Here is a 14,121-nt window from a genome sequence, read left to right as displayed (position 1 = left end):
ATGGATTTTAACGATATCTACTATTTTTACCTGACCGCCGAAAATGGTGGTTTCACCGCTGCCGAGCGTGTGTCAGGGATCACAAAGTCTTTATTGAGTCGCCGAGTTGCTCAGCTAGAAGACAAGCTGGGAATCCAATTGATTCAGCGTAATAGCCGAAAATTCACCTTAACCGATGCAGGGCTGCAGTTGTACGAAGGCGCTGCAAATATGGTGGCGGAAGGGCAATCTGCTTACGAGTCTGTTGCATTATTACAGTCAGTGCCTTCGGGTGTGGTTCGAGTGAGTTGCCCTGTGCTATTGGCACAGCATCACTTTTCTGTTTTCCTGCCTGAATTCATGAAAAAGTATCCCAAGGTATCTGTTTATCTGGATGCAACAGATAGGGATGTTCAGGTACTAGAGGAGCGGATTGATATTGCCTTACGAACACGCGGCGCAATTGTAAACGAAGCCGGTGTTGTCGCTAAAAAACTGGCCACAAGTAAGATGATTTTGGTGGCCAGCCCTCAGTTTATTAATGAATTTGGCATGCCTAATCATCCAAGTCAGCTGTCTAAAATGCCGACATTGACAGAGACTTTTGGTAAGCAGGAGTCTTTACATCAGTGGGATTTACTTGGCCCAGATAGCTCTATCTGTTTGGTTCAGCATCACCCAAGGCTGGTGTGTCTGAATCGAGGCTTGTTACTTAGTTCTGCTTTACAGGGCGTTGGGGTTGGCTTGGTTCCGGAGATCGTGGCGAGTGAGGATTTAGAATCGGGGGATTTAGTGCGCGTTCTACCTGACTGGACGACAAAGGTAAGTATTGTTCAGGCCGTGTATTCCAGCAGAAAGAGCATGACACCTGCGGTTAGAGTATTTTTAGACAGCTTGATGCACTACTTTTCAGAGGTCGTAAAAGTCAGTCGTTTTCATTGATTTTTATTGCTGAGCCTTTTTTCTTTGCTTTTAATTTGGACAAAAAAATAGCCCTTGCATGGGCTATTTTTTTGTCTGTAATACAGACGCTATCTAGCTGGTACAGGGCGATCAACCAGTGCGTCACCATCACGGTTAAATAAATAACAGTCTTCTTTTTTGATACCTACGGTGACTTTCTCGCCATTGCGGGTAAGGTTAGAGCCGCTCACTTCAATGGTAAGTTTGCTGCCTTCAAATTGGCCGTAAAGATAGGTTAAGCCGCCAAGATGTTCTGCCACATCAATGTCTAGACTAATAGTAATATCGGCGTCTTGGGTGTTTTCTTTGACATGTTCTGGGCGGATGCCAAGCTTGACGGTTTCGTTGACAGAAATCTTGGTGCCATCGACTTCAAGCTCTATTTTCTGACCTGCTAGATCAATGACTGCGACATCTTTATTGTCAATGCTCACCACTTTGCCTTCGAGGAAGTTCATTCTTGGCGAACCGATAAAACCGGCGACAAATTCATTGGCAGGGTTGTGGTAAAGTTCAAGCGGTGAGCCAACTTGCTCTACGTTGCCTGCGCGCAACACGACGATTTTATCCGCCAATGTCATGGCTTCGACCTGATCGTGTGTTACATAAATCATGGTCGCTTGAAGACGATTGTGTAATTGGGCAATCTGAATGCGCATGTCGACACGTAGTTCTGCGTCTAGATTAGAAAGTGGCTCATCAAATAGGAATACTTCTGGTTGACGAACAATGGCACGACCAATAGCCACACGCTGGCGTTGACCACCGGAAAGTTGTTTAGGTTTGCGATCCAGTAGTTCGTTGAGTTGCAGAATGTTGGCGGCATTACTGACTTGCGCTTTGATTTTTTCGGGTGCTACGCCATTCATACGTAAGCCAAAGCTCATGTTTTCTTCTACTGTCATGTGCGGATATAAGGCATAGGATTGGAATACCATGGCAACACCGCGGTCGGCTGGCGCCACGTTATTCATATTGGTGCCGTTGATCTCTAGTTTGCCATCGGTAATGTCTTCTAGTCCCGCGATTAAGCGCAATAGTGTGGACTTACCACAACCAGATGGACCTACAAAGACCACAAATTCACCGTCTTCTAGATCTAAATTGACGCCATGAATAGTTTCAATGTCGTGAAACCGTTTGATGACGTTTGTTAGTTTTATCGTCGCCATAATGGACTTTCCTATGCTAGTTAGAGGCCATAGCCCCCATTCGGGTGGATACTTTCTTACAGGCGTCTTTGACCAATGTTTGAAAGTGTTGGAAACGCGCATCGTCTACACGAAATTTGGGTGCGGTAATACTGAGCGCGGCAATGGGTTCGTTTCTATGGTTTAAAATCACCGAAGCGGCACATTGAATGCCTTCTTCATGCTCTTCTAAATCCAAGGAAATTTTACTTTCACGAATCTTGCGAAGATCTTCTCTTAACATGTCTTCGTTAATTAACGTGGAATCTGTGTGCTTAATAAAGCTTTGTTCTTTGATGGCGGCAGCCAATTGATCTTCACTGAGAAAGGCCATCATGGCTTTACCTACACCGGTGCAATAGGCTGGGCCTTTTTTGCCGACGGCTGAAAATAAACGCAAGCTTTTCTGGCTTTCCAGTTTGTCTATATAAATGACGTCGCCACGGTCTAAAACCGCAAGGTGAATGGTCTCGCCCGTTTCATCCCAAATGTGTTTCATCTGGTCCGCAGCGATATCGCGCACATCAATTTTTGACCACGCTTGGTGTGCTAATTCTAGTAATCCATAACCAGGATGATAAAGCTGGGTTACTTCGTCAAAGCGAATTAAGCCTTTGTCAGTTAATGACGTTAAGGTGCGATGCGCGGTGGCTTTTGGTAAATCAGTTTTTTCAACCAGTTCGGCAAAGCGAAGTGGTACAGGTGTCATGCAGACTTCCTGCAGTAAGCTAAGCGCTTTATCTAACGATGAGCCTCCGCTCTTAGTGTCTTGTTCCGACATGGTTAGGTTTCCTTAATCTCTGTTTTTATAATTTTTTAAGGTCAATTTGGTCTCAAAAAAGAGACCTGAAAAAATGTTCTAAATTCAGTATTGCAAAAAATGGAACTTTATTCCATTATTTTGTTAGGCAAGTTATTCGTTGATTGAAAACGGGTAGCAAGTGGGACAATTTATAAACTAATAAAAATAAGAGGTATGTGCGCCATGCAAAAGTTGCATAGCAAGCAACAGCAATGGATGCCGGTTTTATTCTTAGCGCCAGCAGTCATTTTGTTTGTGGTCTACGTTATCTTTCCTATTCTGCAGAGTATCTGGTTGAGTTTTTATGAATGGGATGGAATTGGTGAAAAGACCTTCGTAGGCTTTAGTAATTATTTAGAACTGTTTGATGATTATCAGTTCTGGGTGGCGTTAAAAAACAACCTATATTGGATGGTTTTTTTCATGCTAGCCCCGCCAATCGGTTTGGGGATTGCGTTATTTCTTAATCAAAAAATCATGGGCATACGTTTAGTTAAGTCTATGTTTTTCTTTCCTTTTGTTATTTCTCAGGTGGTTGTCGGTTTAGTCTTCTCTTGGTTTTACGACCCTTCATTCGGTCTGTTTAATAAGGCGATTGGCTTATTTGGCATAGAGCCCGTTGCTATCTTATCTGATGAGAACTGGGTGACTTTCGGTATTATCGTTGCTGGACTTTGGCCGCAAATTGCTTACTGCATGATCTTGTACCTCACAGGCTTAAATAATCTTAATCCAGATCAAATAGAGGCGGCGCGTTTAGATGGTGCTCACGGCTGGAAAATGTTGCGTCATGTCATTTTACCTCAACTACGTCCTGCTACATTCATTGCGGTTGTGGTGACAGTGATCGGTGCATTACGCAGTTTCGACCTTATTGCCACCATGACCAGTGGCGGGCCATTTGGGTCTTCTAGTGTTCTAGCTTACTTCATGTATGAACAATCCATCTTTAACTATCGTGCTGGTTACGGTGCAGCGATTGCGACTGTGTTGTTCTTGATTATGGATATTTATATCGCCTACTTCTTGTGGCGTATGCTGAAGAGTGAGAAAGCCTAATGTTTCCAACTCCTATAGAAAAAAGATCGTTACCTTTTAATTTAAGCTATCGCGTTGCGGTTTGGATTGCTTTGTTGCTTTGGCTGTTGCCTCTAATCGCCGTTATGATGACATCGGCTCGCTCCATGGCTGATATTAATAGCGGTAACTATTGGGGCATTCCAAGTGAGTGGATGCTTTTTGAAAACTACACCATGGTGTTTACTCAAACGCCCATGCTGCGCTATCTAATCAATTCCCTTGTTATTACCTTGCCTGCGGTGTTTGGTGCTGTTGCCCTGTCTACGCTGGCGGGTTATGCCTTAGCAAAATACAAGTTTCGTGGCAATGTGGCGCTTTTTGCGGCGTTTATTGCAGGTAACTTCGTGCCCTTTCAAATCCTCATGATTCCAGTGCGCGATTTAACTATCAGCATGGGATTGTATGATACAGCATCGGGGTTGATCCTTTTCCATATCGCTTTCCAAACCGGTTTTTGTACCCTGTTTATGCGTAACTTTATTGTCGGTTTGCCTGATGAATTGATTGAGGCAGCACGTGTAGAAGGGGTGAGTGAGTGGCAAATCTTCTGGCATGTTGTCTTGCCTTTGGTTCGTCCTGCTTTAGCTGCTTTGTCCGTGCTGGTTTTTACCTTTATTTGGAATGACTATTTCTGGGCTCTGGTGTTGGTACAAAGCGATGAAGTGCGTCCGATTACGGCTGGTATTAGTGCATTGAAAGGTCAGTGGATGGCATCTTGGCAGTTAATTGCTGCAGGTTCCGTCATTGCCGCATTACCTCCTGTCATTTTGTTTTTCGCTATGCAGAAGCACTTTATTGCAGGCTTAACTTTGGGCGCAACAAAAGGGTAATGGATTATGTCAGAAATGAAGAAAGTGTCCTTTTATCGCCAAGACGTATCAGGAAATCAACAGCAAGGTAAAACCTTGGTGCTGGCTTGTCCAGCGCAAGGTGCTCCAGAATTGTTGTATTTTGGCGATGCTTTGCCCGAAGCGACAGATTTAGCCAGTGTATATTTGTCGCAGCAAGCGGCGATACCGCAAGGCATGATGGATAAGCCAACACCAATGTCGCTCATTCCGGAAGCCGGGCGCGGCTGGCTACAAACGCCAGCGGTGGAAGCCAGTGCGCAAGATCGCCCCACGTGGGCGGCATGCTGGAGCTTGGTTGATGTGAAAGAACTAGAAAGCGGTTTTGTGATTCGTTTGGAAGACCAAGTGGCTCAATTATCAGTTTCATTAGCGATGGGTTTGTTGCCATCAGGTGTGTTACGTCAACAGTTGACTCTGACTAACCAAGGTCAAGCGGATGTGCTGGTGCAGCGTCTGGCTTGCACCTTGCCCGTTGTTACACAGTTTACTGAACGAATGGGATTTTATGGTCGCTGGTGTCAAGAGTTTCAGCAAGAGCGCAGTGATTGGCAAGCGACTTGGTTGCAAGAAAATCGCAATGGTCGCAATTCTCAGGCGAACTTTCCTGCAGTGATTGTTGGCGAACAGGGTTTTGGTGAGCAGCAAGGTGAGCTGGTCGGTGCGCATTTGGCGTGGAGCGGTAATCACAGATTAAAAGCCGATTACACAGCGGAAGGTCACCGTTATTTACAAGCTGAAGTCTTGTATTTGCCGGGTGAAATCATCTTGGCTGCTAATGAATCCATCACAACACCAGAATTTTTAGCTGCACACAGTGTTTCTGGTTTGAACGCCATGAGCCAACAATTTCACCAAGAAGCGCGTCACCGCTTGAGATTAACCAAGCCGCGTCCTGTGCATCTCAATACATGGGAGGCGTTTTATTTTGATCATGATATGACCAAACTCAAGGCGCTGGCGAAAGCCGCCGCCGATGTGGGCGTTGAACGTTATATCCTCGATGATGGTTGGTTTCGGGGTCGTGATAATGATAAAGCCGCGCTGGGTGACTGGTTCGTTGATGAAAGCAAATACCCTGATGGTTTAATGCCATTAATCCGTTATGTGAAAGACGATTTAGGCATGGAGTTTGGTTTGTGGTTTGAGCCTGAAATGGTCAACCCAGATTCTGATTTATTTCGCGCTCACCCTGATTGGGCATTGCAATTACCCCAGTACGAGCCTGCTTTGGCGCGCAATCAGTTAGTGTTGAACTTGGCTAAGCCAGAAGCTTACCAATACATCCGCGAGCGTTTGTTTGCTCTGTTTACCGAATATCCTATTGATTATGTGAAATGGGATATGAACCGAGATTACACTCAGCCAAGTGGTGATATTGCGCCACAAGCCCACGCCCAAGTAGACGCTTTGTACCGATTATTGAGCGAGCTCAATCAAGTATTTCCAGCTATGGAGATCGAAAGCTGTTCTTCTGGCGGTGCGCGCGTGGACTTCGGTATCTTGAATTTTACTAAGCGTTTTTGGGCATCTGATTGTAACGATGCTTTAGAGCGACAAGCTATTCAGTGTGGTTTTAGCTATTTCTTGCCGCCTGAAGTGATGGGTTCTCACATTGGCCCAGATAAAAGCCATACCACGAGCCGTATTCATGATGTGGCGTTCCGCGCGGGAACCGCCATGCTTGGGCATTTAGGTATTGAATGGAACTTGTTGGACGCCAATGCAGAGCAGAAAGCCACCATTGCTAATTGGCTTTCTCATTACAAACAGTATCGAAGCGTTTTGCATGAAGGTAATAACTGGCGCTTGCCAAGTGCCGATGGACGAGCGCAAACCCAATGGGCATTGAGCCAAGACCAAATGCAAGGGTTGGCGATTTACAGTCAATTAGCAATGCCCAAGCAAGCTCAAACCTTGCCGATTCGTTTACCAAACTTATTGCCAGATCAGCTCTATCAAATAAACGTTCTGGAACACAGCCCACTGCCTGGACATCTTATGAAAGCCTTACCTGTGTGGTGGAAAAAAGACCTTATATTAAACGGTGCGAGCTTGAGTCAAATTGGGCTGACATTGCCTATTTTTGACCCTGAATCTCTAGTGTTGATAGCAATTAAAGCCGTACCTGAAACGGAGAAATATTGAATGAGTGACAACAATAACAAAGATAAAAAACCATTACGTAGTCAACAATGGTACGGCAAATTAGACAAAGACGGTTTTATTCACCGTAGCTGGATGAAAAACCAAGGTTTGCCAGATCACAGTTTTGATGGTCGTCCAATTATTGGTATTTGTAACTCATGGAGCGAATTAACGCCTTGTAATTCGCATCTTCGTGAATTAGCTGAATACGTGAAGCGTGGTGTATGGGAAGCGGGCGGCGTGCCGCTAGAGTTTCCTGTTATGTCGTTGGGTGAGACCCAAATGAAGCCGACCGCGATGTTGTTCCGTAATTTGATGAGCATGGATGTAGAAGAATCCATGCGTGCTTACGGAATGGACGGTGTTGTGTTATTGGGCGGTTGTGACAAAACCACGCCAGCCCAATTGATGGGCGCGTGTTCGGTGGATTTACCGACGATTGTTGTGTCATCTGGTCCAATGCTAAACGGTAAATATCGTGGTAAAGATATAGGTTCAGGTACAGACGTTTGGAAATTTAGTGAAGCGGTACGCGGCGGTAAAATGAGCCTTGATGCTTTTATGCGTGCAGAGTCTGGTATGTCTCGTTCCCGTGGAACTTGTATGACCATGGGCACAGCATCGACCATGTCTTGTTTGGTGGAAGCTTTGGGTATGTCTTTACCAGAAAACGGCACCTTGCCAGCGGTCGATGCTCGACGTCAGGCGTTGGCTCATATGACGGGCGCTCGTATTGTTGAGATGGTGAAAGAAGATCTAAAACCGTCTGATATTTTGACCAAGACAGCTTTTGAAAATGCCATTCGTGCCAATGCCGCCATTGGTGGATCAACCAATGCGGTCGTGCATTTATTGGCAATTGCGGGTCGAGTGGGTGTGGATTTAACCCTAGAGGATTGGGACCGCATTGGTGCGGAAATTCCTTGTCTTGTCGACTTGATGCCTTCCGGTCGATTCTTGATGGAAGACTTCCATTACGCGGGCGGTTTCCCAGCGTTAATTCAGCGTTTGAGTCATCTCTTTGATATGACTGCCAATACGGTTTGTGGTGCAAGCTTGGGTGAGATTACCGAAGGCGCTGAGTGTTTCAATGAAGAGGTTATACGTCCTATTGATAAACCTTTGCGTGCGAAAGCGGGCATTGCTGTGTTACGCGGTAATTTGTCGCCACTAGGTGCGATTATTAAACCAAGCGCGGCCACACCGGCGTTGCTGCAACACACAGGTAAAGCTGTGGTGTTTGAAAACATTGAAGACTACAAAGCTCGTATTGATACGCCGGAACTTGAAGTAGACAAAGACTCTATTTTGGTACTGAAAGGCTGCGGTCCAAAAGGTTATCCAGGCATGCCAGAAGTCGGCAACATGGCGTTGCCAAGTAAGTTATTAGAGCAAGGCATTACCGACATGGTTCGCATTAGTGATGCACGCATGAGCGGTACGGCATTTGGTACGGTTGTATTGCATGTGGCGCCAGAATCGACAGTCGGAGGGCCGTTAGCCTTAGTGCAAAATGGTGATGAAATCGCCCTTGATGTAGAAGGGCGTGGTTTGCATTTGCATATTTCTGATGAAGAAATGGCAACTCGTAAAGCCGCATGGCAGCCAGAAGAAAGTGATTATCATCGTGGTTATGCCAAGTTATATATTGATCATGTAATGCAAGCAGATCAAGGGGCTGACTTGGATTTCCTTGTTGGTAACAGTGGATCAAAAGTGAGTAGGGAGTCTCATTAATGACAAATAATAAAAATAAAACTGTCTTTTCTAGTTTAAATGGACGTCATGCTCTGGTGAGTGGTGGTGCATCTGGAATTGGTGAAGCCTTGGTACGAGCCTTGGCTCAGCAAGGTTGTTTGGTTAGTTTTTTCGATATCGATCAAGCGGCCGGAGATGCACTTGCAAAGGCGTTAAACGAGCAAGGCTTGAAAGCGCACTTTAATTTAGTTGATTTAACCGAAATAGACATGCTTCAAAAAGTTATTACTGAGCGCATGGCCGAATGGGGCGCGATTCGTATTCTGGTGAATAACGCGGCCAACGATCATCGCCATACGTTACAAGATATGACGTCAGAGGCGTTTGATCAATGCATGTCGGTCAATTTAAAACATCATTTCTTTGCCGCTCAAACCGTCGCACCCGCGATGGCCGCAGCGGGTGGCGGAAGCATTATTAATATGAGTTCCAACTCATGGATGTTGGGGCTTGCCGGTTATCCGGGTTATGTAACGGCAAAAGCGGGAATTTCAGGCTTAACAAAAGGCTTGGCACGTGAGCTTGGTGGACAAAAAATTCGTGTTAATACTGTATTACCCGGTTGGGTGATGACGGAAAAACAAAAACGTTTGTGGTTAACGCCAGAAGCAGAAGCTGAATTAATGACTCAGCAAGCCCTGAAAGAAAAAATTGAGCCAGAAGATGTGGCGGATTTGGTGCTGTTTTTAAGCGCTGATGACAGTCGTATGATTTCTGGGCAAAGCTTGGTTGTGGACGGAGGGCGCTTGTAATGACCTCATTAAATCCTGTTTCACAACCTGCTGGTGGCCAAGCGAGCTTTATTGCTATTGATTGGGGAACCACCAATTTACGCGCCTTTTTGATGAATCAGGACGGTCATATTCAAGCTCAACGCGACAGTGATCGAGGCATGTTAAAACTCAGCTCGGCTGAATTCGAAAGTGTCTTGTCTGAGTTGTTGGGCGATTGGTTGACGCCTGATTTACCCATTTATATGGCGGGTATGGTCGGTAGTCGCGGTGGTTGGCAAGAAGTGCCTTATCAGTATTGTCCTATCAAGTTAGACGATTTATCTGACAATCTTTTTTGGTTGAGCACGTCGTTGCCAAACAAGGTGGCGATTGTGCCAGGTTTACGTGGTGAAGGTGTTTCTGGGCTTACTGATGTAATGCGCGGAGAAGAAACACAATTACTGGGTGCGCTTGATTGGCTAGAAGAGCAAGGGCGTACCGATGAATCTCCCGTGTTTTGCTTGCCGGGTACGCATTGTAAGTGGGCACAAATCACCGAAGGTAAAGTAACGCATTTTTCTACGTCTATTACGGGGGAGCTGTTTGCGCGTTTGAATGACGAATCCAGTTTGGTAAAAGGCTTACCTAAATCCGATCAGCTAAATGAAGAGGCCTTTAAAAAAGGCGTCTTGGCGAGCCAACAAACAGGCGGTATTTTGCATCATTTGTTTAGTGCACGTAGTCGTTTTGTGTGTGGCGAGTTAGCCGCTGACGAAGTGCGGGATTATTTGTCTGGTGTGGTGGTTGGTCATGATGTGAACGATATTTTATCGGCATTGACTATGCCAACGAGCCCTGTGTTGATTATTGGCAGTCATGGGCTAAGCGCACGTTATGCCTTGGCTTTGTCCCTGATAAATCTCACCTCTGAATTTTTAGCGGCTAATGAAGCCAGTATTCGAGGTTTAAAACGCTTGGCGAATCGTCAGGCTAGGTCGGAACATAATCCGACAACAGGAGCGTAATGATATGAAACATTCTTTTGATGCATTGATGCACGAGTTCCCCATGGTCGCGATCCTTCGTGGCATAACGCCAGACGAAGTGGTTGAACATGCTCAAGTTTTGATTGACGCTGGTTTTCGCCTGATCGAAGTGCCGCTCAATTCCCCTGATGCTTTTACCAGTATTCATACATTGCAAGAAAAATTTGGTGATCAGGTGTTGATTGGTGCGGGAACAGTTTTGACCATGTCACAATTGACAGAGCTGGTCGACACGGGGGCAAAACTAATGGTTTGTCCGCATACCGATGTGGAGTTAATTAAGGCTGCGAAAGTCGCCGGTTTATACGCTATGCCAGGCTTTTTTACAGCAAGTGAGGCTTTTGCGGCACTGCATGCTGGCGCTGATGCGGTGAAGCTTTTCCCTGCGGAAGCCTTGCCTACAATCAATGTAGTGAAAGCCTTGGGCGCGGTGATTCCTGCCGAGACTTGGTTGTGTCCGGTGGGCGGTGTCACACCGACGAATGTTGCTGACTATTTGAATGTTGGTGCTCGTGGTTTTGGTCTAGGTTCGGCTTTGTATAAAAAAGGTCAATCGGTCGAGATCACAAAAGACAATGCAGAAGCCTTTATGACGGCTTGGAAGACCTATCAGCAATAGCTTTCTTTAAAGCAGACAAGACAAGTTGGAGAATAAAAACAATGAAGCAAATTAGTACGCAGCGTAATCAATTAGCTGAAGGACCATTTTGGAGTCAGTCAGAACAGGCTTTGTATTGGGTTGATATTCCCGCTTGCCAAGTGTGGCGCTGGCATCAAGAGTCTAATGAATACCAACATTGGACTTTGCCTAAAAAAGTATCCGCCGTTTTTACGACACAAAGTGATCGCTTATTAGTGGCTTTGTCGGATGCAGTTGCCTATTTGGATAAAGCGACAGGTGAATTAGAACACCTATGTGATTTGGATACCGATATTGCAGGCAATCGCAGTAACGATGCTAAATGTGACCCAAACGGTGTGTTGTGGCTTGGTACCATGGACGATGCTGAAGAAAGCGCATCGGGTCGTTTGTGGAAAGTTACCGCAGAAGGCAAAAAGACGCTCATGCTGGAGGGGGTTGGCATTTCCAATACATTGGCATGGGATGAATCTCGTGGACGTTTCTATTTTGGTGATTCTATGACACGTAAAGTTCACGCCTTTCCTTATCCGGAATTTTATGATGTGCGAAGCCAAAAGCCATTTTTTGAAGTGAAAGAAGGCATAGGTGCGGATGGCTCTTGTATTGATGCAGAAGGCTGTATTTGGAATGCCAATTGGGATGGTGGCCGTGTTGTGCGATACAACTCAGAAGGTGAAGTACTGCAGACGATAGAATTACCTTTCTCCAAGCCAACAAGCTGTGTGTTTGGTGGTGCGGACGGGAATACATTGTTTATCACGTCGGCGAGTGTTGCCACAAGTGAAAGTGAATTAGCAGAAAAGCCGTTGTCCGGTCATGTTGTGGCGATCGATTTAAAAGCCACCTTGGGTCTTGATGTCATTGGTGAGCCAAGTCAGCCATTTTCTGGAGCGTAGAATATGAAGTTAGGTGTTTGTTATTACCCTGAACATTGGCCAAAAAGCCGTTGGCGAGAAGATGCTCAGCATATGCAGCGTATTGGGATTGAATACGTTCGGATAGGTGAATTCAGTTGGAGCACAATTGAACCTACGCCGGGGGAGTTGCATTGGGAGTGGTTGGATGAGTCCTTAGATATTCTCCATTCACATGGTTTAAAAGTGATTTTGGGAACGCCAACCGCAACGCCTCCTAAGTGGTTGGTGGATCGTCATCCGTCTATGTTGGCAAAAGATGAGCAGGGCCGTGTGCGTCATTTTGGTTCTCGCCGTCATTACACTTTTGCCAGTCTTGAATATCGTGAAGAGTGCCGCCGTATGGTGACCATGATGGCTGAGCGCTATGGTCAGCATCCAGCAGTGGCTTCTTGGCAAACTGATAACGAGTTCGGTTGCCATGACACGATTCTAAGTTATGCCGACGCTGACCTTGCGGCTTTTCGTATTTGGTTAGCAGAAAAATACCGCACGATTGACGCGTTAAATACAGCATGGGGTAACGTGTTTTGGAGCATGGATTATCGCTCTTTCGATGAAATTGAATTGCCAAACCTAACAGTAACCGAAGCCAATCCATCCCATCGTTTGGATTTTCAACGTTGTTGTTCAGACCAAGTAGTGGCGTTTAATAAGTTGCAAGTGGATATTCTGCGTGAGCATTCTGCTGGGCGTGACTTGGTTCATAACTACATGGGCTTTTTTACAGCGTTTGATCATCATAAGGTGGGGCAAGACCTTGATGTGGCAAGTTGGGATACCTATCCATTGGGCTTTTTGGATCAAGAGGCCATTTATACCCAAGAAGAAAAACACAAGTATCTACGTGTTGGTCATCCTGATTTTGGTGCTTTTCATCATGATTTATACCGTGGTTGCGGCAAGGGCCGTTTATGGATCATGGAGCAGCAGCCAGGCCCGGTGAACTGGGCACCACATAACCCAACGCCTGCCGATGGCGCTGTGCGCTTATGGACGTGGGAAGCGTTTTCCCATGGCGCCGAGTTGGTGTCGTATTTCCGCTGGCGTCAGGCGCCATTTGGTCAAGAGCAAATGCACGCGGGCTTGTTACGTCCGGATGCACAAGAGGCCGAAGCGGCAAAAGAGGCAACCTTAGTCGCGGCTGAAGTTAAAGAATTAGCTCAATCGCTTGGTTTGGATGCAGAAGAATTAATGTCTTTACCTAGTGCAGGAAAAGTCGCCCTGATGTTTGATTACGACGCTTGTTGGTCATTGGATATTCAGCCGCAGTCCCGCGCTTATCGTTATTTATTCTGGTGCTATCGTGTTTATGAAGCCATGCGTGAGCTTGGTTTGTCTGTAGACATTATTCCAAGTGATGCTTCTTTGGATATGTATGAGTTATTGGTGCTTCCAGCTCAGGCGCATATCACGCCTCAATTACAAGAAAGATTGAGTGTTTATAAAGGCGTTTTGTTGGCGGGCCCAAGAACAGGCAGCAAAACAGAAACGTATCAGATGCCAGAAAACCTTGCACCGGGCCCATTGGCGAGTTTATTGCCATTAACTGTAGAGCGTGTTGATGCTTTGCCAGAGCATACACAGCCAGCTGTTTCAGGGCGCTGGGGCGCAGGTCACTTGAAACACTGGCATGAACAAATTAAAACGGCACTGCCTTGTTTGTTAAAAGATGATGGTGGTAATCCTGTGTTGATGGGGGCTGGTCGACACTTTTATCTTGGTTCCTGCTTAGATAATAACTTGTTGAAAGCAAGCTTAGCGAAGTTAGCCGATATGGCTTCTTTGTCTACTTGTTATTTACCCGTGGGCGTACGAGTTCGCGAGCGTGGTAATGTGATATTCGTCTTTAACTATGCTTCACAATCCGTGGTTTTTGAACCTGAGAATGCAACGTTGATCCTAGGCAGTAAAGCTCTAGAAAGTGCTGGTGTGGCGATCTGGAAGAGAAATTAAATAAAAGCGATAAAAAATAAAGTGGAACTTGGTTTCGTTTGTTGATTTTTTGCTTTTATTGATCAATACTGAAACTAGGTT

12 protein-coding genes are annotated in these 14,121 nt (G+C 45.8%); 10 read left to right on the top strand and 2 right to left on the bottom strand.

Going from position 1 to position 14,121, the window contains the following annotated elements; all coding sequences use genetic code 11:
• On the top strand, positions 1 to 921 hold the full coding sequence (locus tag KDW99_RS11455; protein ID WP_255824918.1) for a LysR family transcriptional regulator: 921 nt from the start codon (positions 1 to 3) through the stop codon (positions 919 to 921).
• 89 nt (positions 922 to 1,010) lie between these two features.
• On the opposite strand, the gene KDW99_RS11450 is transcribed toward KDW99_RS11455, so the two are convergent.
• Both KDW99_RS11450 and KDW99_RS11445 read right to left on the bottom strand, forming a co-directional pair.
• On the bottom strand, positions 1,011 to 2,114 hold the full coding sequence (locus KDW99_RS11450) for an ABC transporter ATP-binding protein (protein WP_255824917.1): 1,104 nt from the start codon (positions 2,112 to 2,114) through the stop codon (positions 1,011 to 1,013).
• A 16-nt stretch (positions 2,115 to 2,130) separates the two neighbouring features.
• The gene (locus KDW99_RS11445) at positions 2,131 to 2,913 is read right to left on the bottom strand and encodes an IclR family transcriptional regulator (protein WP_255824916.1); all 783 of its coding nucleotides are present in this window, start codon (positions 2,911 to 2,913) and stop codon (positions 2,131 to 2,133) included.
• A gap of 204 nt (positions 2,914 to 3,117) precedes the next feature.
• On the opposite strand from KDW99_RS11445, the gene KDW99_RS11440 reads away from it, so the two are divergent.
• The 9 genes from KDW99_RS11440 to KDW99_RS11400 are packed head-to-tail and all read left to right on the top strand — an operon-like array spanning position 3,118 to position 14,040.
• Entirely contained in the window at positions 3,118 to 3,993 is an 876-nt protein-coding gene (locus tag KDW99_RS11440) for a carbohydrate ABC transporter permease (RefSeq protein ID WP_255824915.1), read from the top strand.
• Positions 3,993 to 4,844 (top strand): carbohydrate ABC transporter permease, encoded by an 852-nt coding sequence (locus tag KDW99_RS11435; protein ID WP_255824914.1) that lies wholly within the window; start codon positions 3,993 to 3,995, stop codon positions 4,842 to 4,844. The genes KDW99_RS11440 and KDW99_RS11435 overlap by 1 nt, the downstream gene beginning before the upstream one ends.
• 6 nt (positions 4,845 to 4,850) lie before the next feature.
• Positions 4,851 to 7,010 carry an alpha-galactosidase gene (locus tag KDW99_RS11430; RefSeq protein ID WP_255824913.1) on the top strand — a complete coding sequence of 720 codons (2,160 nt, stop codon included), beginning with the start codon at positions 4,851 to 4,853 and terminating at the stop codon, positions 7,008 to 7,010.
• Positions 7,011 to 8,747, top strand: a complete 1,737-nt coding sequence (locus tag KDW99_RS11425) for an IlvD/Edd family dehydratase (protein WP_255824912.1) — start codon at positions 7,011 to 7,013, stop codon at positions 8,745 to 8,747. It begins immediately after the preceding gene.
• The gene (locus KDW99_RS11420) at positions 8,747 to 9,520 is read left to right on the top strand and encodes an SDR family NAD(P)-dependent oxidoreductase (RefSeq protein ID WP_255824911.1); all 774 of its coding nucleotides are present in this window, start codon (positions 8,747 to 8,749) and stop codon (positions 9,518 to 9,520) included. Before KDW99_RS11425 ends, KDW99_RS11420 begins: the two co-directional genes overlap by 1 nt.
• A complete protein-coding gene (locus KDW99_RS11415; RefSeq protein ID WP_255824910.1) occupies positions 9,520 to 10,506 on the top strand; it encodes a 2-dehydro-3-deoxygalactonokinase in 987 nt (328 codons plus the stop codon). Before KDW99_RS11420 ends, KDW99_RS11415 begins: the two co-directional genes overlap by 1 nt.
• A gap of 4 nt (positions 10,507 to 10,510) precedes the next feature.
• The gene (locus KDW99_RS11410; RefSeq protein WP_255824909.1) at positions 10,511 to 11,146 is read left to right on the top strand and encodes a 2-dehydro-3-deoxy-6-phosphogalactonate aldolase; all 636 of its coding nucleotides are present in this window, start codon (positions 10,511 to 10,513) and stop codon (positions 11,144 to 11,146) included.
• A 41-nt stretch (positions 11,147 to 11,187) separates the two neighbouring features.
• Positions 11,188 to 12,066, top strand: coding sequence for an SMP-30/gluconolactonase/LRE family protein (locus tag KDW99_RS11405; RefSeq protein WP_255824908.1), 879 nt, complete (start codon positions 11,188 to 11,190; stop codon positions 12,064 to 12,066).
• 3 nt (positions 12,067 to 12,069) lie between these two features.
• Positions 12,070 to 14,040 (top strand): beta-galactosidase, encoded by a 1,971-nt coding sequence (locus tag KDW99_RS11400; RefSeq protein WP_255824907.1) that lies wholly within the window; start codon positions 12,070 to 12,072, stop codon positions 14,038 to 14,040.
• The last annotated feature ends 81 nt before the right edge of the window (positions 14,041 to 14,121 follow it).

Origin of the sequence: Marinomonas rhizomae, assembly GCF_024397855.1 — a bacterium.
Taxonomy (GTDB): domain Bacteria; phylum Pseudomonadota; class Gammaproteobacteria; order Pseudomonadales; family Marinomonadaceae; genus Marinomonas; species Marinomonas rhizomae_A.
The sequence above is the reverse complement of the archived record's forward strand: the minus strand, read 5'-3'. Positions and strand labels throughout refer to the sequence as shown.